Origin of the sequence: Rubrivirga marina (assembly GCF_002283365.1) — a bacterium.
In the GTDB taxonomy this organism is placed as follows: Bacteria; Bacteroidota; Rhodothermia; order Rhodothermales; family Rubricoccaceae; genus Rubrivirga; species Rubrivirga marina.
Genome location: NZ_MQWD01000001.1, coordinates 498,243 through 519,571 on the forward strand (window position 1 = coordinate 498,243; position 21,329 = coordinate 519,571).

Annotated in this window: 17 protein-coding genes; 2 read left to right on the plus strand and 15 right to left on the minus strand. The window is 75.5% G+C overall.

Translation table 11 applies throughout. The annotated features are described in order from the left end of the window. Positions 1–12: 12 nt before the first annotated feature. The 4 genes from BSZ37_RS02005 to BSZ37_RS02020 all read right to left on the minus strand — a co-directional run bounded on the left by BSZ37_RS02005 (position 13) and on the right by BSZ37_RS02020 (position 4,519). A complete protein-coding gene (locus BSZ37_RS02005; RefSeq protein WP_095508936.1) occupies positions 13–2,517 on the minus strand; it encodes a heavy metal translocating P-type ATPase in 2,505 nt (834 codons plus the stop codon). Beyond that, entirely contained in the window at positions 2,510–3,166 is a 657-nt protein-coding gene (locus BSZ37_RS02010; RefSeq protein ID WP_095508937.1) for a class I SAM-dependent methyltransferase, read from the minus strand. Before BSZ37_RS02010 ends, BSZ37_RS02005 begins: the two co-directional genes overlap by 8 nt. Continuing rightward, positions 3,167–3,541 carry an ArsR/SmtB family transcription factor gene (locus BSZ37_RS02015; RefSeq protein WP_095508938.1) on the minus strand — a complete coding sequence of 125 codons (375 nt, stop codon included), beginning with the start codon at positions 3,539–3,541 and terminating at the stop codon, positions 3,167–3,169. It lies immediately after the preceding gene. 63 nt (positions 3,542–3,604) lie between these two features. Further along, positions 3,605–4,519 (minus strand): cation diffusion facilitator family transporter, encoded by a 915-nt coding sequence (locus BSZ37_RS02020; RefSeq protein WP_095508939.1) that lies wholly within the window; start codon positions 4,517–4,519, stop codon positions 3,605–3,607. Between the two features lie 158 nt (positions 4,520–4,677). Here BSZ37_RS02020 and trxA point away from each other — a divergent pair, with 158 nt between their 5' ends. Further along, positions 4,678–5,004 (plus strand): thioredoxin, encoded by a 327-nt coding sequence (gene trxA, locus BSZ37_RS02025; protein ID WP_095508940.1) that lies wholly within the window; start codon positions 4,678–4,680, stop codon positions 5,002–5,004. Positions 5,005–5,131: 127 nt separating this feature from the next. Here trxA and tssA read toward each other — a convergent pair whose 3' ends face one another. The 10 genes from tssA to BSZ37_RS02075 all read right to left on the minus strand — a co-directional run bounded on the left by tssA (position 5,132) and on the right by BSZ37_RS02075 (position 19,457). Further along, positions 5,132–6,748, minus strand: coding sequence for a type VI secretion system protein TssA (tssA, locus tag BSZ37_RS02030; protein ID WP_095508941.1), 1,617 nt, complete (start codon positions 6,746–6,748; stop codon positions 5,132–5,134). An 11-nt stretch (positions 6,749–6,759) separates the two neighbouring features. Continuing rightward, on the minus strand, positions 6,760–7,689 hold the full coding sequence (gene tagF, locus BSZ37_RS02035) for a type VI secretion system-associated protein TagF (RefSeq protein ID WP_095508942.1): 930 nt from the start codon (positions 7,687–7,689) through the stop codon (positions 6,760–6,762). 107 nt (positions 7,690–7,796) lie between these two features. After that, positions 7,797–11,315: a type VI secretion system membrane subunit TssM gene (gene tssM, locus BSZ37_RS02040; protein ID WP_095508943.1), complete on the minus strand. Its 3,519-nt coding sequence runs from the start codon at positions 11,313–11,315 to the stop codon at positions 7,797–7,799. Between the two features lie 12 nt (positions 11,316–11,327). Beyond that, complete coding sequence (gene icmH, locus BSZ37_RS02045; protein ID WP_095508944.1) at positions 11,328–12,881, minus strand: type IVB secretion system protein IcmH/DotU; 1,554 nt, start codon at positions 12,879–12,881, stop codon at positions 11,328–11,330. 10 nt (positions 12,882–12,891) lie between these two features. Next, a complete protein-coding gene (gene tssK / locus BSZ37_RS02050) occupies positions 12,892–14,307 on the minus strand; it encodes a type VI secretion system baseplate subunit TssK (RefSeq protein ID WP_095508945.1) in 1,416 nt (471 codons plus the stop codon). 42 nt (positions 14,308–14,349) lie between these two features. Then, on the minus strand, positions 14,350–15,906 hold the full coding sequence (locus tag BSZ37_RS02055) for an exo-alpha-sialidase (RefSeq protein WP_095508946.1): 1,557 nt from the start codon (positions 15,904–15,906) through the stop codon (positions 14,350–14,352). 17 nt (positions 15,907–15,923) lie between these two features. Next, positions 15,924–16,427, minus strand: a complete 504-nt coding sequence (tssJ, locus tag BSZ37_RS02060) for a type VI secretion system lipoprotein TssJ (protein ID WP_095508947.1) — start codon at positions 16,425–16,427, stop codon at positions 15,924–15,926. Next, on the minus strand, positions 16,424–17,758 hold the full coding sequence (locus BSZ37_RS02065) for an FHA domain-containing protein (RefSeq protein WP_095508948.1): 1,335 nt from the start codon (positions 17,756–17,758) through the stop codon (positions 16,424–16,426). Before BSZ37_RS02065 ends, tssJ begins: the two co-directional genes overlap by 4 nt. A gap of 52 nt (positions 17,759–17,810) precedes the next feature. Then, positions 17,811–18,791 carry a serine/threonine-protein kinase gene (locus tag BSZ37_RS02070; RefSeq protein ID WP_095508949.1) on the minus strand — a complete coding sequence of 327 codons (981 nt, stop codon included), beginning with the start codon at positions 18,789–18,791 and terminating at the stop codon, positions 17,811–17,813. Positions 18,792–18,794: 3 nt separating this feature from the next. Next, positions 18,795–19,457 (minus strand): ECF-type sigma factor, encoded by a 663-nt coding sequence (locus tag BSZ37_RS02075; RefSeq protein WP_179299430.1) that lies wholly within the window; start codon positions 19,455–19,457, stop codon positions 18,795–18,797. A 242-nt stretch (positions 19,458–19,699) separates the two neighbouring features. On the opposite strand from BSZ37_RS02075, the gene BSZ37_RS02080 reads away from it, so the two are divergent. Continuing rightward, positions 19,700–20,392, plus strand: coding sequence for an LmeA family phospholipid-binding protein (locus tag BSZ37_RS02080; protein WP_095508951.1), 693 nt, complete (start codon positions 19,700–19,702; stop codon positions 20,390–20,392). Here BSZ37_RS02080 and BSZ37_RS02085 read toward each other — a convergent pair. Next, entirely contained in the window at positions 20,373–21,260 is an 888-nt protein-coding gene (locus tag BSZ37_RS02085; protein ID WP_095508952.1) for a formimidoylglutamase, read from the minus strand. The genes BSZ37_RS02080 and BSZ37_RS02085 overlap by 20 nt on opposite strands. Between the last annotated feature and the right edge of the window lie 69 nt (positions 21,261–21,329).

Below are 21,329 nucleotides of genomic sequence, written 5' to 3' on the forward strand. Positions count from 1 at the left end.
GGTGAGGGAGCGTCAGCCCCGGTAGGCCAGCAGGCGGAGCGCGTTGCCCACCACGACGAGCGTGCTCCCCTCGTGGAGCGCGACGGCCGGCCCGATCCCCAACCCGAAGATCGTCGCCGGGACGAGGAAGGCGACCATCCCGAGGCTCAGCCAGAGGTTCTGGCGGATGATCCGGCGGGTCTTCCGGCTGAGTCCGACGGCGAACGGGAGCTTGCTCAGGTCGTCGGCCATGAGCGCGACGTCGGCCGTTTCGAGGGCCACGTCCGAGCCGGCCGCGCCCATCGCGATGCCGACGGTCGCGTTCGCCAGCGCCGGCGCGTCGTTGACGCCGTCGCCGACCATCGCCACCTCGCCGCGCTGGCGGAGCGCCTTGACGGCCGCCACCTTGTCGTCCGGTAGGAGGTCGCCGCGGGCCTCGTCGATGCCGACCTCGCGGGCCACGGCGTCGGCCACGGCCTGGGCGTCGCCCGAGAGCATGACGGTCGTCTCGATGCCGAGCGCGCGGAGCCGGCGGAGCACGTCGCGGGCCGCCTCGCGCGGCGTGTCCATCAGCCCGACGACGCCGAGCACGCGGTCGCCGCGCTTGACGAGCATCGTCGAGCGGCCATCGGCCTTGAGTTGGCGGTCGCGGTCGAGGAGCGCGTCGGGAGCGGGCGCCCCGCCGTCGAGCGTGAGGAGCGCCGGCTTGCCCACGACGACCGGTTCGCCACCGAGGGTGGCGCGGACGCCGTGGCCCGTCACGCTCTCCAGGTTCTCGGCTGCGGCCCCGCCCGCGCGGTCGCCGAGGTCGCGGACGACGGCCCGTGCGAGCGGGTGCTCGCTGAGGCGCTCGACGGCGACGACGGTCTCGACCAGCTCCGCCTCGGTCGCTCCGTCGGCCGGGACGACGTCGGTCACGCGCGGCTCGCCCTCGGTCAGCGTCCCGGTCTTGTCGAACGCGATGGCCGTCAGCCCGCCGAGCGCCTCGAGCGGGCCGCCCCCTTTGACGAGGACGCCGCTCCGCCCGGCCTGCGCCACGCCCGACAGGACGGCCGACGGCGTGGCGATGGCGAGCGCGCACGGAGACGCCGCCACAAGCACGGCCATCGCGCGGTAGAACGACTCGGCGAACGTCTCGTCCACGACGACCCACGCGAACAGGAGGGCGACGACGAGGGCGAGCACGGCCGGCACGAAGACCGTCTCGAACCGGTCGGTGAACCGCTGCGTCGGGCTCCGCTCCGTCTCCGCCTGGGCCACCATCTGGACCACCCGCGCGAGCGTCGTCTCGCCGGCCGGCCGCGTCACGACCACGTCGAGCGCGCCGGCCCCGTTGAGCGTCCCGGCGAACACGCGGTGCGCAGCGTCGACGTCCTCGGGCGCGGCCACTGCGGCGTCGAGGTCGTCGGCGGGCCGCTTGTCGACGGGCACGCTCTCCCCCGTCACCGGCGCCTGGTCGACGGCGCTCGTCCCCTTGGCCACGATGCCGTCCGCCGCGATCCGCTCGTCGGGACGGACGACGACGGTGTCGCCGACGCGGAGCTCTTCGACCGGTACCTCGCGCTCCTCGCCGTCGCGGCGGACACGGGCCGTCGCCGGGGCCAGATCGGCCAGCGCTTCGATGGCGCGGCGTGCGCGCCCCATCGCATAGCCCTCGAGCGCGTGGCCGATCGAGAACAGCGCCAAGAGCAGCCCTCCCTCGAACCATTCGCCGAGCGCTGCCGCGCCGGCCGCGGCCACGATCATCAGGAAGTCGATCTCGAACCGCCCGGCCCGGATCGAACCCCACGCCTCGCGGACGGTGAACCACCCGCCGAAGACGTACGCGCCGATGAAGAGGGCCAGCGGAATCGACTCGGCGACGCCGGTGAACGTCGCCAGTCCCCACCCGACGGCGACGCAGACGCCCGCGAGGATCGCGAAGATCAGCTCCGTCCGCTCGCCGAAGACGCCGCCGTGCGTGTGACCGTGAGCGCCCGGCGCGTGGTCATGCCCCGCGTGGCCGTCGGCTCCGCCCGCCTCGGCGCTGTGCTCGGCGTGATCGTGGCCCGCGGGGTCGTGCGTCGCCGTCGTGACCTCAGGGGGCGCGTCCCCCCGGACGGTCACACCGAGGCCGGCGAGGGCGCGGCGGAGGTCGGCCTCCGTCGTCGCCTCCCGGTCGAACTCGATGCGGAGGGGGCCCGTCGCGTTGGCCTCGGCCTCGACGACGCCGGGCGTCTTCTGCAACCGCGCGGCGACGGTCCGCGCGCGGCGTTGGTGGCCAAGCCCGTCGACGGGCCAGAGGACGTGGCCGTAGCGCTCGGTGAGGTGCGCGCCGGCCCGCTCGGCAGCGCGGCGGAGGCGCGGGAGCGCGACGGCGCCGGGGTCGTAGTGGAGGCAGAGCCGGGCCGGCTGGCCGTCCTCGGCCGGCAGCACGTGCGCCCGCTCGACGCCCGACGTCGCGGCCATCGCGTCGGTCAACCGTGCCACGCAGGCGTCGCGGGCGTCCGGCGCGTCGGGCAGGAGCACGGCGAGATCGAGGCGGAGGGGCTCAGGCATCGGTCGGGTCGGGGGCGGACGGCGGCTTGCGGGCGAGCGCGGCCTCGAACAGCCCGCCGAAGAGGACCGGCTCGCGGCGCTCCAGCACCAGCCCGGCGCCCTCGAGGAGCGGGCCGAGTTGGCGCGTCAGGTCGGTGGCGACGACGCGGGCGGCCGCGCTCGCGGCGCGGCGGCGGAGCGACGGGCGTGCGCCGTCCGGCAGGAACTTGTCGAACACGGCCACGCGCCCGCCGGGCCGGAGCACGCGCGCGGCCTCCCGGATGGCCGCATCGGGATCGGGGACGACGGCCAGCAGCAGGTGGAGCAACACGACGTCGAACGAGCCGTCCGGCAGGTCGAGCCGGTGGGCGTCGAGGTCTCCCACCTCGGCGTCGAGGCGGAGGGCCTCGGCGCGAGCGCGCGCCGCCCGGACCATCCCCGGCGCCACGTCCCCCGCGACGACGGCGACACCGGCCGGCAGGTGCTCGAAGTCGAAGCCGGTCCCGCACCCCGGGATCAGGACGCGCTCGCCGGGCCGGAGGTCGGCCAGCGCCAGCGACCGGCGGCGCCCGACGTCGAGACGCCGGACGACCGGGTCGTAGACGGGCGCGTAGAGCGTGTAGCGGATCCGGTCCCAGGTGGACCGGCGAGCGGGGGGCGGCACGGGCATCTACTCGCCGGCCTCGGCGACGTGCTCGGCGGCCACGTCGAGGAGCGCCCCGACGTGGGCGTCGTCGAGCCGGTGGTACACCACGCGCCCGTCACGGTCGCTGGCGACGAGGCGGAGCGCGCGGAGGCCCCGGAGCTGGTGGCTCACGGCCGACTCCGTGACGCCGAGCGTCGCGGCGAGGTCGCACGTGCAGAGCGGGCCGCCCTGCAGCGCGGCGAGGAGCCGGAGCCGCGTCGGATCGCCCAGCGCGGCGAAGAGGGCGCGGGCGCCGTCGAGCGCGCCGGCCCGCTCCGTGAGGCGCGCACGGGCGGCTTCGACGGCGTCCGGGTGGACGCGCCGGACGTCGCAGGCGAGAGCGCTTGATGTTTGAGCCATCACTCAAACGTACGACCGGGCCGAGCGCTCGTTCCGCCGAGCGCCGGGCCGAGGCGGGCGGGGTCAGGTAAACGTGTGGGGCACGTCGGAGCCCAGGGTGACGACGCCGCCGTGGCCCTTCCCCTTGTGCTCGGGCTCGACGTGGATCGTGACGCTTGACTCCGGCACGGCCGCGTGGACCGCCGTCTCCAGCCGGTCGCAGAGCGCGTGCGACTCGGCGACCGTCGCCTCGCCACGGACCACGAGGTGGAACTCGACGAACGTGTGCCGCCCGGCGTGGCGGGCCCGGAGCGCGTGGACCTCGAGCGCGTCGCCCATGTGCGCTCGGATCGCCTCGTGGACGGCCTCCATCTCGGCCGGCGGCACGGCCTCGTCCATCAGCCCGGCGACGGACTCCCGCAGGAGCCGGACGCCCACGACGACGACGTTGACGGCCACCGCGACCGCCAGGAGCGGGTCGAGGATCCACCACCCGGTGAGCGCCGCCAGCCCGATCCCGACCAGCACGCCGACCGTCGTGACGACGTCGGCCCAGAGGTGGCGGCCGTCGGCTTCGAGGGCGGGGGAGCGGTGCCGCCGGCCGGTCCGCACGAGGACGGCGGCCCAGGCCCCGTTGATCGCCGTCGCCGCGACCGAGACGGCGAGGCCGACCCCGAGCCCGTCGAGCGCGACCGGGTCTTCAAAGCGCCCCCACGCCGCGCGCACGATCTCGACGGCGGCCCACACGATGAGTGCGCCCTCGACGACGGCCGCGAGGTACTCGGCCTTGGTGTGGCCGTACGGGTGGTTCTCGTCCGGGGGCCGCGCCGCGACCCGCACCGCCACCAGCGCCACGCCCGCCGCCGCCACGTTGACGACCGACTCGAGCGCGTCGGAGTAGAGCGACACCGACCCCGTCAGCCAGTACGCGAGGCCCTTCAGCGCGAGCACGGCGAGCCCGACGGCGACGCTGACGCGGGCGACGGTGGTAGGGCGCATGGATGGGAGACCGGATCGGGCGGGGCGGCCTCCTCCTACGGTCGCGCGCGCCATCCGCTCCACGCCCCCCTCCGCCTCGACGCCGCGGTGGACCGGGCGGACGGCGGGAACGCGCGCCCGCCGTCCGGTAGTTGGACCTAGACACCGCCCCTGGCCCCATGCCCGACGCCGCGCCCCCTGACCGATTCCAGACGGAGGTCCTCGACAAGAGCCACGAGAAACCCGTCCTCGTCGACTTCTGGGCGCCGTGGTGCGGCCCGTGCCGCGTGCTCGGCCCGACGATCGAGACGCTGGCGAAGGAGAGCGGCGGGCGGTGGCGGCTCGTCAAGATCAACACCGACGCGCACCCGGCGCTCGCCCAGCGGTTCGGCATCCGCGGGATTCCGGCCGTCAAGCTGTTCGTCGACGGCACCGTCGCGGCCGAGTTCACGGGCGCCCTCCCCGAGCCGCAGCTCCGCCAGTGGCTCGCGGCGAACGTGCCGTAGGTCCCCAGCTCGGCGGGCTCGGGCTGGTGCGGATGCTCGCTCGGCGGTTGACGCGCGGTGCGCCCGGGCCGGAGGGCGCCGCGGCCGGAGCCTGTCCACCTCGGCGATCTCACCGAGGCGGCCGGGGTCAGGGCTTCGGCGGCGGCGTGCTCCGCATGGCGAGGGCCGGATCGAGGCGGGCCAGTCGAGCGAACGCCTCGTCGGCGCGGTCCGTCAGATCGGTCTTGCGCTGGGGGGTGCCGGCGGTGTTGCGGAGCGCGGTGCACGCCGTGTGGAGCAGGCGGAGCGCGGAGGCCGCCGCGTCGGCGTCCCACACGTCGAGCCGGTGGGCGCGGACGGCCTCGTCGGCGTCATCCAACAGCGCGAGGGCCACGTCGGGGCGGCCGGCGCCGAGGCACATCTCGGCCGCGGCGACGCCCCGCTCGAACCGGTCGCGCGGGTTGCCCGCGCCAACCATGAGCGCGGCCACGGCGCCCGGCACGTCGCCACCGGAGGCCGTCTCGCGGGCCTCGCGGATCGCGTCGGCGCTGGCGCTGTCGGCGCCCCCTCCTCCCCCGCCGCCAGCGCCCGGCGCAGCGATCTCTTGGAGCCACGCGACCGTCAGCGGGTCGGCGAACGGCGTGCCGTCGAGAAACGTCACCGTCGTGAGCGACGGGACGCGGCGGACGAGCGACGCCGTCGCGTCGACGACCGTGGCGTGGGCCGCGGCGGCGGGGGCGCCGAGCGCCTTGAGCGCGCCGGCCACGAGCCGCTGGAGGTCGAGCCAGAAGTGGAACGGGCTCTGCTGGAACGACGCCTCGGCCTCGCGCACGAGCACGGCGTGGTTGCCGGCCGTCAGCATCCCCGCGAGCGCGTCGCGGCGGGGCTTCGGCGGCGGCGGGATCTTGCCCGTCGGCGGCGCCCCTGGGATCGCGTTCCACCGGACGGCGCGGACGAGCCCGAACGCGACGGCGTCGTAGGGATCCTCGTCGCGGAAGAACTGGGCCACCTTCATCACCACGATCCCGGCCTCCTTGGCCGTCGAGAACGAGGCGTCCCCTCCCCCGCCCGACGGCGCGGCCGAGGCGGAGGGAGCCGGCGTGCTCGGCGCGCTGGCGGTCGGGGTGGGCTCAGCGGCGGCAGGAGCGTCCACCTCGGGGGCCGGCGGGACCTCCTCGGGCGGCGGCTCGGGCTTGGGCAGGCGGCGGAGCTGCTCGCGGATCTCGCGGAGGACGCCACTGAAGGCCGGCGCGTCCTCGCCCATGGCCTCCGTCACGAACTCCTGGAGCGCGGAGGTCTCCGCCTCGGCGTGTTCGAGCGACTCCCGGTCCTCCGGCTCGGCGCGGTTGTTCTGGATCCACGCGCTCGTCCGCTCGGCGACGAACTGGAGGGCGGCTTGGCGCCCGCGCATCCGGCGGACCGGCGGGAACGCGTCGTCCCAGAACCCCTCCGTCACGGCGCGCGTGGCCGCCAGCCCCTCCGCGATCCCGGAGTAGCCGGCCGTCCGCGTGAGGCCGAGGACGAGGTAGCCGGCGACCGCGAGGTCCTTCGAGCGCTCCGAGAGGATCTTGGTCGAGAGGTCGACGATCGCGCTGAAGTCGACCTCGCCTGTGGCCGCGCCGAGCTCGTCGACCTCGGCCTTGAGCGTGAGGAAGTCGTCCTCGTACTTCATGTCCTCGCCAGCCGGGTTGTCGCCGGGGATCGGCGCGCGGATGGCCTCCAGGCGGGGCGTCGTCAGGGGCTCGAGGGTCTCGTCGTCGGCCATAAAAACGGGAGTCAGCGGATCGTGTGGAGGCGAGCGAGGACGTCGGCGACGGAGGCGTCGGGGTCGCGGAGGAGGCGCCGGAACGCGGGCGGGAGTTGGGTCGCAGCCCGACGGGCCGCCTCGGCGGCGCCGCGGTCCACGTGGGCGACGCGGTCCGGATCCGCGCGTCCGCCGAGGAGGGCGCGGAGGGTCGACGCGGGCGGCGTGGTAAAGAAGACGTAGAGGGCGTAGGGCGGCCCCTCGGCCCAGAGGATCGTCAGGCCGGAGCCGACGGTCGAGAGGAGGTACCAGCAGACGGCGAGCCAGACGGCCACGGCGTCGCGGCTGCGGAAGTCGGGCGCGGGCGGTGGGAGGGGGAAGCGGAGGCCGTACGGCGGCGGCGCGGGCGGCGCCTTGGCCAGCCGGTGGAACACGACCGCCGCACCGGACGCACCCGACCCGCCCCAGATCCGGTGCCAGAGGTCGTGGGCCTGGAGCCGCGCGATCGCCCGGACGTGCGTGTCGACCTCGGCCGACCGGCCCTCGGTCGACGCGAGCTCCGGGAGGTGCCCGAGGCGGTCCTCGACGTCCTCAAGCGGCGCGCCGCGGAGGGCGCCTTCCACGAGCCAGGCCGCGGCGTCGAACAAGGGCCCCCAGCGGAGCGGCCACGACGCGGCCGCGCCCTGGTCGAGCCCGTCGCGCAGGACCGTCCGCCCGGCCACGAGCGGGTACGCGCGGCCGACCTTGTCGCGGCTCAGGCGCACGGCGCCGACAATGGCGTGCGGACCGGGCGGGGCGTAGACCATCCGGTACAGCGGCCCCCGCGTGGTCCGCGCACCCGACTGGAGCGCCCGCTGCACGAGGTCGTCGAAGGCGTCGATCGCCGGGCCGGACGGGCCGCGGCGGACGAAGTCGGCGCGCGCGGGGAGCTTGCCGAAGAGGACGGGGCCCGTGTCGGTCATCCCAGCGTGGCGCCGAGGCGGGCGCTCCCGCCTCGGTCGGCTGGCGGGGCACCTCGCAGGGCGTCCCGACCGCGAGAGGCCCGCGTGCGAGCGGCGGGGCGGCGCATCTAGTTGGCCGTCCGCGGCAGCGAGAAGCGGAGGAACGAGGCGGGGTTGGCGAGCGGCGTCGCCTCGGTCGTCGTCCGCATCTCGTACTGCGCCGTGACGGAATGCGGGCCGTCCCGGAAGGTCCACGTCACGTCGTAGAGCGTCCCGCCGCGGGGGCGGACCGTCGCGTCCTGGAACAGCCGGAAGACGGCCCAGTCGCCCTCGTACTCCGTCGCGAGGGGTCCGAGCTGGCGCTGGACCGTGACGAACGCGCCTGGCGTGCCGGGCCAGCGGAAGTCGGTCCACCGCGTGCTCCCGAGCCGGTACACGCTGTTCGAGCCGTGGATGCCGACGGCGACGGCGTCGACGGCGAGCGCGCGCTGGGCGGCGTCGGACGAGTAGGTCGGGAGGTCGGGGCGGAGGCGGAACGTGAGGTCGCCGGAGAAGAGGGCGCGGCCGATCTCCTGGCCCCGCGCGACGGCGCGGCGGAGCGCGGGCGACCCGCCCCCGTCGCCGAGCGCCTCGGCGAGCGTCGCCAGTTCGCCGCCGGCGGGGTCGAAGAAGGCGCGCGCGTCGTCGATGGCCGCGTCGCGCGACGAGCTCGGGTCGAACGGGTAGCGCCCGGCGATCCGGCCGTAGGCCTCCAGGGCGACCGAGAGCGCCTCGGCCGCAGCCTCCTCGGCGGCGCCGGACGCGGCCTCGGCCGCCTCCGTCGCGGCCGACGTCACGGCGAGGGTGGTCGTGATGTCGAGCGGCTCGAAAAAGAGGTTCGAGCGCGTCTGGCGGTCCATGCCGCGCGTGCCCTGCTCGATCTCGTCCTTCGTCACGGCCAGAAGGTCGGCGGCCATGGCACGGTCGCCGGCGGCGCCGAGGATCCGGCGGCCGAACTGGGCGAGCGCCTCGAGGGCCGCATAGAGCCCCTCGTCGGCCTCGCCGGCCGGGAGGCCGGCCGCGTTGAGCCGGTGGATGCCCGCGAACGCCTCGGCGATAGGGTTGGGCGAGGCCGTCGTGTCCGCCTCGGCGTTGTCGCCGAGGCCGACGGCCGCGGCGGCGCGGTCCATGAACCCACGCGAGCGCGGCGCCGTGTCTTCCGCCGGCAGCGTCGTCTGCTCCGACACGACGGCCAGCAGCCAGCCGATGGGCGAGTCCGTCGCCGAGCCGAGGATCGCCAGCCGCTCCTCAGCCGCGGCGCCCGAGACCTCCTTGTAGTGGACCGAGTGGAGGAAGCGCGTCCAAGCGTTGACGTAGTCGGACTGGTAGCGCGTCATGAGCGCGTCGTACACCACGTCCGGGTCGCGGAGCTCGGGCGGGAGGTCCTCGGCGGTCCGCCCCAGCACCCAGTACTCGCCGGCCGGGTTGTCGGAGGCCTGCTGGAAGCGGCTCTTCACGACGCGGTCCCAGCCGTCACGCGTAAAAAAACCCGGCACGATCCCCGCCGGAGCGAACAGCGGGAGGTGCTCGGGCTTGACGGCGTCGGCGAGCCCGAGGGGGGGCAACCTGGCCAGGGCCTCTCGCCGGATCCGTTCGTACAACCCATCGAGGGTCGGCGGGATGTCGACCACGGCGATGGCCGCGTTGATGAGCGAGCGATCGGCGTCGAACGGCTCGACGAGCCCGGCCGCCAGCCCGTCCACGAAGGCGTCGGTCTGGCGGACCACGAGGCCGGCCATCTCGTCGTTGTCGCCAGCGGCGTCGGCGAGCGCGTTGCGGGGCGCGATCTCGGCGAGGCGCGTCTTGAGCGCGTCGCGGAAGTACTCGCTGCTGCGGAGCGAGTCGGCGTGGGTCGTCAGGAGGAGGTACGCCTCGAGGTCGTTCTCGATGTCGACGCGGCGGGCGGCCTGCTGAGCGGCGAGCGTCTCGCCCGGCGTGTCGAGCGTGTCGGCCTCGTCGAACCGCCGCGACCGTTCCAGCGACGCTCGAAGCTGGCGCATCGCGTAGACGGCCACGAGGTCGCGGACCTCGCCGTAGTACACGCGCGACGCCGGCTCACGGACCGTGTCGCCCCGGTCGAGCCCGAGGCGGAGCGCCCGGCTCAGCGGGCGAGGCGAGTTCAGCCGCACGACCTCCTCGCGCAGCCGCTCCAGCCGGTTCACGTCGGAGTACCGCGCGCCCTCGACGCGGAACGAGGCGCCCGTCGCCTCCTCGGCCCGGTCCATGACGCGCTTGAGGTCGAGGCTGCTCCGGGCGCCCGCGAAGCCGAGCAGGATCGCCACGAGGGCCGCCGTGCCGAGCGCCGCGAGCCCGGTCCGCGTCATGGCCCGCCACGTGGCCCCGGCCGCCCGCTTCGTCCGCCGCGCGACGTAGCGGTCGGGGAAGACGACGTCGGTGAAGACGTCCTTGAGGAAGTAGCTCTTCGGCGTCTCCGGCGGGCGCGGCGGCGGCGGCGTGCTGAGGCCGAACTGCTTCGCCAGCGCGCCGATCACGCGGTCGATGGGGGCGCCCTCCTGCGTGCCGCTCGTGAAGTAGAACCCGCGGAAGAGCGGGCCGTCGGCGAGCGGGGTCGGGGCGAAGACGCGCGCCGAGAACCGGGCCAGCCGGTCGCGGAGCGCGCCGAACTCGAGCGGGAAGTCGTAGATCCGCTGGCGCTCCTCGCGGCGGAGGTTCCGCGAGAGCCGCTGCATCCGGACCGGCCGGAGCGCCTTCATCAGCCCGTCGAACTCGCGCTCGACGACCTCGTCCGGCGCCGCCGTCGAGTACGGCTCGACGGTCGCGCCCCAGACCTGCTCGCGGTCCTCGCGGTCGAGCTCGCCGAAGGTCTCGACGAAGCCCGGCACGAGGTCGGTCTTGGTCACGACGAGGTAGACCGGCAGTCGGAGCCCGAGCTGCGCCACGAGTTCGTCGACGCGGCGGCGGACGTTGTCGGCGTGGTCCTCCAGCTCGCGCTCGTCGCCCAGCAAATCCTGCGCGCTGATGCCGACGAGGACGCCGTTGATGGGCCGGTCGGGCCGGCTCTCCTTGAGCGCGTCGAGGAAGGCGTTCCACTCCTCGCGGTCCTCGTCCTCGGTCGTGTAGCGGCCGGCGGTGTCGAGGAGGATGGCCTCGTCGGTGAAGAACCAGTCGCAGTTCCGCGTGCCGCCGACGCCGCGGACGCGCTCGGCGCCGGCCGGGAAGCGGAGGCCGCTCTCAAGGAGCGCCGTCGTCTTGCCCGCGCCGGGCGGGCCGACGAAGAGGTACCACGGCAGCGCGTAGAGCGCCTTCTTGCCGCGACCGAACCGGCTCGACCCGCCGAGGCTCGACGCCTTGAGCTGTTCGACGGCCCGGTCGAACGACTCCTGCATCCGCTGGATCTCGGCCTTCCGGTCGGGCGCCATCTGCGCGGCCTCCCGCGCGGACTGCTCCTTCAGGGCGTCCTCGATGTTGCCGCCCGACCGCCGCGCCTTCATCGCCGAGGCGGCCAGGGTCCCGACGGCGGCCACCAGCAGCCCGATCACGATGAGCAGCAGCGTCGTCATCGGGACGCCGTAGCGGAGCAGCATCAGGAACGTGCCGCTGATGCCGACCGCGCCGAGAAGCGAGAAAATGATCTTGCGAGGCGACATGCCAGTCTGGGGCTACTCCGCCGAGGCGGCGGTGAGGGCGCGGAGGTCGTCGGCCGTGTCGTTGGCGGCGCCCGACAGCGAGAAGCTGAGGCCGAGGTAGAGGAGCGCGACGAGGACGGCGGCGCCGACCCAGAGGGCCCATGTCGGGAGGCCGTCCTTCTCCGCCTCGGCGGGCACCTCGCGGGACCGGCCGCGCGGCGACAGAGCGCCGGGCGCGCCGTAGGCCCGCTCCAGCCGACCGTGGAGGTCCTCGACCAGCCGCCGCAGCACCTCGCGCCCATGGATCGCGTAGCGGCCCTTGAAGCCGAGTGCGAGGCAGAGGTAATACACCTCGAGGACGCCGGTCCGCGTGGCGCCCTCGTCGAGGAGGCGCTTGAGCCGGTCGAAAAAGCGCTCGCCCGCGTCGTAGCGGTCGTAGTGCGTGAGTTGGAGCGGCTGGGACGACCACGCGTCGTGGCCCGGCCAGTCCGTCGCGAGGATGGCCTCGTCGAGGAACGCCACGAGGCAGAACGTGGCCTCCTCGATGTCCTCCTCCGGCACGTTGTAGGAGCGGGCCGTCCGGGCGGACTCCGCGAGAAGCCGCTCGATCCGCTGGCGGAGCGCCTGCCCATCGCCGAGGCGCTGGGCCGCGCGGATCTGGAGGACGAGCGAGAACACGGGCGTGAACGCGCCCGCCAGCGTCCGCTCAGTCCCGAACGACTCGGGCAGTTCCATCTCGTCCCCGCCCGCGTACGGCGTTCCGTGGAACGACGAGTCGTCGTATCCCCCCCCCCCACCGCCACCAGCGCTTTTGAGGGAAGCGAACGGGTCGCTGGTCTCCGTCGACGGGCGGGCGGCGAAGGGGTCCTCGCGGTCGCGGGGCTGCGGCGCGGGCGCCTTTGGAGCCGGTGCGAACGGGTCGGCCGCGCCGAGCTCGAACGGATCGTCCTTCGGCTCCGGCTTCGGGGGCGCCTTCGCCTCGGGCGGAGGGCCCGCCGAGAAGGGGTCGGGAGTCGAGGGCGGCGACGGCGCGAACGGGTCCGGCGATCCGCCGGGGCGCGGGGCGAACGGGTCGTCGCCGGTCTCGGGCGCCCGGAACGGGTCCGGGTCCGGCGTCGGCGCGGCCGTCGGCGGCGGCGCGAAGGGATCGCCCCCCGAGACGAGGTCGGCCGCCTCGGGCGGCGCGGCGAACGGGTCATCGGCGGGTGGACCGTCCGAGGAGGGGCCCGACCCGAAGTCGATCGGCGGCCCGAACAGGTCGGTCGCGTCTCCGCCCGACTTGTTTTCCAAAGCCGACGGTTTCGACGGCGGCGGGGCGAAGGGGTCGGGGGACCCGCTCGGGCGTGGGGCGAACGGGTCGTCGGCGGGAACCGTCGACGGCTCGGGAGCGAACGGGTCGGCGTCCGGCGCGAACGGGTCCTTCGAGGTGGGCGCGGGCCGGGACGGGGCGAACGGGTCCGCCGACGGCTCGCCCGAGGCGGGCGGGTCCGGGGCGAACGGGTCGGGCTCGTCGGCGTCGGGCGGTGGGCTCCCGTAGGGGCGGTAGATCCGCGTCGCGTCGTCGTCGGGGCGGGGGTCGTCGGCCATGGGTGAGGGGTCAGCCCGGCGTCGGCGCGAGCAACTCGTACTCGGCGTCGGCGAACTCGATCGGGGTGAAGAGGGCGACGGCACCGGCGTCGCGGATGGCGTCCCAGAAGGGACCGCTCCGGCGCGGCACGAAGTAGGCGGCGCGGGGGTCGACCGGGAGGCCCGAGGGCGGCGTCGGCGCGGCCTGGAGCGGGAGCGCGAGCGTGGCCGACCGGATGACGGCCTCGATCGTGTCGGGCGAGGCCACGCGGAGCATCTGCGGGAGCTGCTGGCGGAGGTGCTCCGGGCTCACGCCGTCGCGTCGGACGGCGAGCACGAGCGCGGCGGCGTCCATGACCTCCGGCGCCAGCTCGGCGTGGAACAGGTTGGCGCGGCGGCGCACGAGCGGGACGCGCGTGTAGTTCTGCTTCGGCGCCCGCCCGCCGAGCAACTGGTCGATGGCCGCGGCGAGGTCGCGGAACGGCCCGGTCGGGTCGGCGTGGTCGTACGTCGGGAGGTCGCTCGGGGAGGGCCCGGCGTCGGGGACGGCGGCCCAGAGGCGGCCCGCGAGGCCGGCCATCTCGCCGAACACGGCGCACGGGTGGGCCTCCGTCCGGCGCAGGTGGTCCAGCCTCGGCGTGTACTCGGCGGTGGCCGCGAGGAGCGCCTGCGCCGTCACGTCGGCCGGCGAGATCTCGCGCTGGTTCCGGACGGCCTGCCAGCGGCGGCCGAACTCGCCGGCCCGCGCCGCCAGCCGCTCGGTCGTCCGGCGGACGAGCGCGTCGAGCGCGCCAGTCGCGCCCGTCTGCACCGACGGCGCGATGAAGGACGGGTCGGCGGCGAAGCTCCCGTCGGGGTCGCGCGTGACCTCGGCGATGGGGAGCGTCACGTAGTCCTCGCGCGGCTCGCCGTCGAACAGGATCCGCGCGTTGAGCCGGCCGACTTGCACGTCGCGCTCGTCGGCGCCCGTCGTGTCATCGGGGACCGCGACGGTCTCGGCGATGAACCGCGTCTCGCGCCGCGCGGCAGCGCCCTCGAGCAGCACGTTCGACCCGCCCACGCGGACCGACGGCACCGCCAAGTAGACCCGCACGCGGTCGGCCGTCGGGCCCAGCCCGTCGCGGACGTCGCGGGTGGCGGGGACGGGGCCGTCCTGGGGAAACCGGAACGGGAGCCCGTCGGGCATCACGCCGCGCGCGGCGCCGAGCGCGAACTCGCCGTTGGCGAGCCGGTCGGCGTCGATCTCGAGGTGCGCGAGGCCCCAACCGTAGCGCGCGGCGGCGTCGACGCGGGCGTCGAGGTCGGCGCGGACGGCGCGGTCCCACTGCTGGAGATGGTGGGGGTCGAGGGTCATGCCCTCGTACCAGACGACTCGACGGCGGTCCGACACGGGCGGGGTCAGGGGAGATGGATTCCGGCGCGGCACGTGCGCGCGCCGCCTCCCCATCAAATACTGAGAACCGACGGGCGGAGCGTCATCCGCCCTCGGCTACCGAACGACCGTTAGCCGCGCGCTGACCTCGCCCGCCTCGGACGCCGCGCGGACCGTGTAGACCCCGGCCGGCCACCCGCTCCCGTCGACCGCGACCCGCTGGCCGTCCCGCGCCGCGCCGTCCCACACGACGGCCACTTCGCGGCCCAGCACGTCTAAGACCGTTACTCGCACGGCGACCGGCCCCGCCTCGGCCACGGTCACGACGACCTCGGCCCGGCCCCGCGACGGGTTCGGACGGACCGACAGCCCGAGGCCCGACGGCGCCCCCGGACCCGCCTCCGAGGCCACCGCCCACGCCGGGCACGTCGTCCGCCACACCCCGTTGTCCGTCCCCGCCCAGACCCGGCCGTCGCGGTCCACGCGGAGGTGCTTCGGCCCCCACCCCGGCCACGCCCCGCCCGGGCACGCCCGCTCGCACGCCCCGGCCGGCGGCCGCGCCCCGAGCCACGGCGCCTCCGGCCCCAGCGCCGACCACGTCCGCCCCCCGTCGCCCGACCACACGACCGTCCCGACGTACCGTTGAGGCGGCGTTCCATTCTGGACCAGCCCGACGACGAGCGACCCGTCCCCGAGCGCGACCATCTCCGGCTCCCCGCTGTTCCGGTCCAGCCCGTTCTCGCCGTACACGAACCGGTGCCGCTCCGCCCACGTCGCCCCGCCGTCGTCGGAGGCCAGGACCACGTTGTACGCCCGGTCCTCGAAGTAGAAGTCCCGGGCGAGGACGTACACGGTCCCCCCGTACGGGTGGGCCCCGTCCGGGACGAGGACGAGGTCGTGGCCCACCCACCGGAACTCCTGGTAGAGCGACGTGGCCTCCCACACGTGGCCCCCGTCGTCGGACGTGAGCACCCCGCTCCCGACGCCGAGCACGAGCCGGCCCTCGGGGAGCATCGGCGACGGCGGGAGCTCGACGAGGTCCCGGCGCCGGACGTACTCGGGGGCCGACCGCTGCTCGACGGCCCGCCACGTGGCCCCCTCGTCGTCGCTTCGGCAGAGGTAGGCGAGGAGCCAGAGCGCCCGCTCGCGGCCCGGCCCGTACGTCCGGACGATCCGGTCGTCCACCGAGTCCCCCCGGCACGCCTCGGTCTCGACGTCGGCCCACGTCTGCCCCCCGTCGGTCGACCGGGTCAGCGACCCCCCGCCCGACCCCTCCACGGCGATCACGAGCCCGCCCGGGGCCGCGTAGATCCCGTACGGCGCCTCGCGCTCCTCGGCGTAGGCCCAGGCCGAGTCGGGCGGGACGGCCGGACTCGGGGCGCCGTCGTGGAGCCGGGCGAGCCCGAACGAGACCGGGTACGGGTACTCCCCGCCGGGGTAGAGGTACGGGGGCGGGTAGTAGAGCGTGGCGTAGACCGCGTCGGCGAGGCCGAACGGCCGGCCGTCGGCGGGGTCGAGGAGGGCGAGGGCCGCGACCCGGGCGCTGTCGGCCCCGACGAACTCCCACGCGACGTCGGGCGGCTCGGGCACGGCGGGCGGGGCCTGGGCGCGCCCGGCCGCCGCCCCGAGCGCGAGCGCGGCGGCGAGGAGGCCGAGGCGGAGGGAGCCGGGCACCGGGCGACCGCCCGCCCTTACTCCGACGTCACGACGATCCCGCCCTCCGTCACGGTCACGCGCACGGCCCGGCCGCGGACGCGCGACGCCGGCAACACGGCCCGCCAGCCGTCGCCCTCGGGCGTCCGGAGGTCGGCGGCGACGCCGAGGAACGCGGCCCCGTCGAGCGTCACCTCCTCGAGCGAGTCGGTGCTCCCCGGGCGGACCGTCGCGTCGCGGACGGGCCCGCCGAGGTCGGCGCCGAGCGCGCCCTCGGGGTCCTCCCAAAAGACCTGGACCGGCGTGGCGAGGAATGTGGCGTCGCTCACGAGCGGGTAGAGGTACACGCGCGCCGCGTTGCCGCCCGCGTTCATGTCGGCCGCGCCGACGAGCGTCATCGAGGTCGGGCCGGGCGGGAGCGGCGGCGGCTCGTCCGGGCCGGCGGCGACCGGGGCCGCCTCGGTGTCGCCCCCGCCGAGGCCGAGGAGGCTGCACCCGCCGAGGGCGAACGCGAGGGCGACGAGGAGCGAGAAGCGGATCATGAGTCGGAGGCGGCAGCGGCGCGGGCGTGCGCCAGGGTGTCGAGGTAGGCCCGCGAGAAGATCGGGCGGTAGACGCGACGCTCGGCGGCGGCGAAGTCCTCGCCCCGCATCATCTCGCACCGCTGGCGGACGAGGTCGAGGAGCGCGCGCTCGCGGGCGCCTGGCATCGGCCCGGCCTTGACCTGGTCGCCGATCCGGTCGGGGTCGAGCCCGTTGACGAGGACGGCGGCGCCCTCGCGGGCCGCCGCGCGGTAGCCCTCCAGCAGGCTCTGGTGGTGCTGGAGGACCGCCTCGGTGGCGTCGACGAGGAGGTCGAGGCGCTGGGCCCGGAGCGCCGGGTCGTCGGTCATGAGGTGCCGGAGGAGCGCGCCCTCGTCGGCGTCGAAGAGGAACGCGGTCTCGGGGGCGTGGATGATGGTGTGCCCCAGGAACTCGTGCCGGAACTTCCCGGGCATGCTGATGAGCCGGACCACGACGCCCGCCAGCGCCCGGTGGAGGTCGTCGGGGCCCGCCGGCGTGGCGGCAAGCGGTGAGGCAGCGGGCGGCGGGCTGGCGGCCGGCGGCGAGGCGAACGGATCGTCCCCGGCCGGCGCGGCGAACGGGTCGGCCGACGCGTCGCCCCCTTCGCCGAGCGGCGGCCCGAACAGGTCGTCGAGATCGCCGTCCCCGTCGGCGTCGACCGGCGGGCCGAACAGGTCGTCGAGGGCCTCCGGTGGCGTCGTGGTCGGCACGACGGGCGGCTCGTCCGACGGGTCTCCCGAGGCGGGCGGGGCCGGGTCGGGCTCGGCGAGCGCGGCGTCGGGGTCGACGAGCGGGACGATCCCGCGGAGGTCAGCCTCCGGCCCGAGCGCGTCGCGGAGGGCCATCCGGAGCGCGTCGGCGCGGTCGCGGTAGTCGACCTGCTGGAACGCCTGACGGAGGCCGCCGAGGGCGACCGCCACCGCCTCGGCCGGGTCGACGAGCGGGTTGGCGAAGGCGGCGCCGAAGACGGTCCGGTCGAGGTCGTCGGCCACGAGGACGTCGCGGTCGAGCTCGACGGTCACCTGGAACGGACCGAGCTGGATCTGGTCGCCGTCGCGGACGGCTCGGGGCTCGGTCCCCACGCGCTCGCCGTTGAGGAACGTGTGGTTCTTGCTGCCGAGGTCGGCGATCCGGATGGCGTCGCCCTCGACGCGGAGCGCGGCGTGCTGCTTGCTCACGACGCGGTCGGGGTCGTCGAGCGGGAGGTCGCAGGTGCCGGCTCGGCCCATCACGATCGTCTCTTGGTCCAGCACGTACGTCCGCGGCTCCCCCCCGCGCTCGGTGTGGACGACGATCAGCTTGACTCTCATGGGTAGGCGCGACGGCGGAACGCGACGGGAGGGCGGGTCCGGACGTCTCGGCTCAGGCGAGGCGGGTCCCGTCCATGACCGCGTCGAACACGTCGTCGAGGGCCTGCGCGAGCGCGCCGGCCGTCGGGAAGCGCCGTGCCGGGTCGGTCTGGAGGGCCGTCCGGAGGAGGCCCCCAACGTAACGCCCCAACGGGACGCCGGACGGCGCCCGCGCGTCGTCTGGCAGTTCGATCGTCACGTCACCCTCGCCGCCCGCGGCCCACGGGAGGTGCCGCCGCCGGCCCTCCAGCACCTCGCGGATCACGAGGCCGAGCGCGTACACGTCGGCCTCGCGCCCGACGTCACCGCCGAGGATCTGCTCGGGCGCCGCGAACTCGGGCGTGAGGCCCAGGCGCCGGGCCGCCCCGTCGGGCGTCGGGTGGCGGAGGTCGCGGGCCAGCCCGAGGTCGAGCACGGCCACGGTCCCGTCCGCGCGGACGAGCAGGTGGTCGGGCTTGAGGTCGCCGTGAACGACGTCTTCCAGGTGGATCCCCTCGACGGTCTGGCACACGCGCCACAGGAGGAGCAGGCGCTCCCACGCGTTCCGGCTCCGGGCGTACGCACTCAGCCGCTGCCCCTCGATCCGCTCGAGCGCGATGTAGGGGCGCCCATCGTCGTGCGTCCCGGCGTCGAGCAGGCGGGCGAGACCGGGCGCGCGGAGCCGGCCAAGGAGGCCCGCCTCGTGCGAAAACAAAGACTCGGTGGCAGCGCCGAGCCGCTTCGCCAACTTCACTGCCGCACGCTCCGACCCGGCCGGCGCCGGACGGACGGCCTCGTAGACGGTGCTCAGCCCGCCCTGCCCGATCCGCTCGCCCAGCTCCCAGTCACCGACCCGCTCCGGCGCCTCCGGCCCCACGGGGTCGGCGAGGCGGAGCGGGCCGTCCATGAGCCGGTCGAACAGGGCCTCGGCCGCGGCCGCCTCGGGCGGCGGCTTGTCGGAGTCGGGGGCCGGGGCGCCGCCGCTCCCGGCCGGAGCCGTGGGGCGCGACGGCATGGCTCAGGCCTCGGCGATCTCGGCGTCGGCCGACAGCTCGCGGTAGAGCCACACCCGGACCTCCCGCCAGCACCGCGTGACGGTGGCCGGCGAGAGCCCCAGCGTGGCCGCCGTCTCGTCGACGGTGAGCCCGGCGAAGAACCGGCACTCGACGACGCGCGCGCCGCGCTCGTCGACCTTCTCGAGCCGCTCGAGCGCCTCGCCGATCCCGGCGATCTCGAAGGCCTCGTCGTCGGTCACGACCACGGCGGAGGTCTCGTCGAGCGGCAGCGGGCGCTGGCCGCCGCCGCGCTTCTGCGCGCACCGAGCCTCGGCGTACGTCAGGAGCACCTGGCGCATGGCCCGCGAGAGCGTCATCATGAAGTGCGACCGGCTCCGGAAGTTCATCGACGACTGCGCCAGCTTGAGGTACGCCTCGTGGACGAGCGCCGTCGTGCACATCGACGGCGTGCCGAAGTAACGGAATCGGTGGGCCGCCGCCATCCGGCGGAGCTGTTCGTAGATCCGGGCGCCGCGCTCCGGCGCGTCGTCGCGGTGGCCGAGCACGCCGAGGAGGAGGGCGACGTCGCCGTCGAGCGCCGCGTCGTCGACACCCGGCTCGGCGGGCGGATCGAGGCGTTTGAAGGAGCCGGCCTTCGGGGCCGGGGGCGGGAGCGTGGCAGGCATGAGATGGTGGCCAGGGGGCGCCGTGCGGGCCGGCGCGGCAGGGAAGGCGTCGAGACGATCGAAGAGGCCACGCACCGCTGCATCTCCCGGGCCTGATCGAACGCAGGGGCCAGGATAGGCGGGCGGTGCCGAACGGCAATGGGCCATCCAGCCCAAATCCAAGGCGGCCCCTCAGACGTACTACCGCATTCGCCCCCCGCAGGGTGTCATGTGATCCTAACGCCTTCGACCGAACCCACCTCATGCGTACCCTCCCCCTTTTCATCACGTTAGCCACCCTCTCGCTCACCGGCTGCGACGTCTCCGGGCGCGTCGAGGCCGAGATCGAAGCGGCGCTTCCGGCGGCCCTCGGCCCGGCCGCCCGCTACGACGCCGAGGTCGAGGGCCTCGCCCTCCGCGACGCCTCGGCCGAGACGGTCCGCGTCGTCGGCGAGCGCGTGGCGCGGGAGGACGCGCCGGTCATCGACCGGCTCGACGTCGAGCTCCGGGGCGTCACGTTCGACCGGTCGGAACGGCGGCTCACCCGGGTCGACGGCGCCCGGGCCACGGCCCGCCTCCTCCCGGCCGACCTCGCGGCCTACCTCGGCACCCAGCGTGGCATCGCCGACGCCGACGTGGTCCTCGCGGCGCCGGACCGGGCGTCCATCCGCGTGCGCGGCGAGTTCGAGGGCCTGCGGATCCCCGTCGGCGCCGAGGTCCGCGGGCGGCTGGCAGCGTCCGACGGGCGCGTCCGCCTCGACGTGGAGTCGGTGCGGGCCGCGGGCATCGGGCTGGGCGGCACGATCGCCCGGCGCGTGGACCAGCAGATCAACCCGGTCGTGGACCTGACCGACGAGGACCTGGAGCTCCGCGTGACAGACGTCCGCGTCGAGGGCGGCGCGCTCGTGGTCGAGGCCACGGGCGACCTCACCGGCCTCAGCCTGCGTCGGCGCTAAACCGCTCCGCCAGCCCGCGGAGGACGTGCCACACGGTGAGCGCGGCCAGGACGGCCGTCCGCCCGTCGGGGTCGTGGAGCGGGTTGAGTTCGACGACGTCCACCGACCGGACGTGCGGGCTCCGGCCGCACGCCTCGGCCGCCGCCAGCCACACGCCCACGGGCAGCCCACCGACGCCCGGCGCGCTCACGCCCGGCGCGGCGTCGACGGCGTCGAGGTCAAACGAGGCGAGCGCCGGCCCGTCGAGCGCGGCCACCTCCGCCTCAGCGCGCGCGGCGTCGAGGTCGTCGGCCCAGACGACGCGGTCGGGCACGGCGGCGTGCGCCGCGTCGACGCGCCACGGGTGGAGCCCGGCGACGGTGTAGCCGGCGCACAGGCCGGACGGGTGGTCGAGCATCTGCCGGAACGGCGAGCCCGAGTGGGCCTTCCCGTCTCTGAGCGGCCGCACGTCGGCGTGGGCGTCCCAGTTGAGCGCGCGGACGCGCTGGCCGGCCGCGACGTAGCCGAGGAAGTGGCCGAACGCCGTCTCGTGCCCGCCTCCCAGGATCACCGGGACCACGCCCGCCGCCAGCAACTCGCCCACGGCCTCCCCGAGGCGGGCCTGATCGGCCTCGACGTCGCCCGTCGCGGCCACGTCGCCGAGGTCGGCGGCGTGCTCCAGGAGGCAGACGAACGGCGCGGGGTCCCGGGCGTCGGGCGTCATCTTGACCAGCGCCTCGCGGATCGCCGCCGGGCCCTGCGCGGCGCCGAGGCGCCCGCCGTTGCGCCGGACGCCCTCGTCGGACGGGAAGCCGAGAATCGCGACGCGCGTGTCGTCGGCGAGGGCGGAGTCGCGGAGCCAGTCGCCGAGGCGGGGGTCGTCAGACATCGAGGGATCGGGCGAGGTCAGATCCGGTGAGTGGCAAGGTCTCCCGGTGTCATCCTGAGCGAGCGGAGC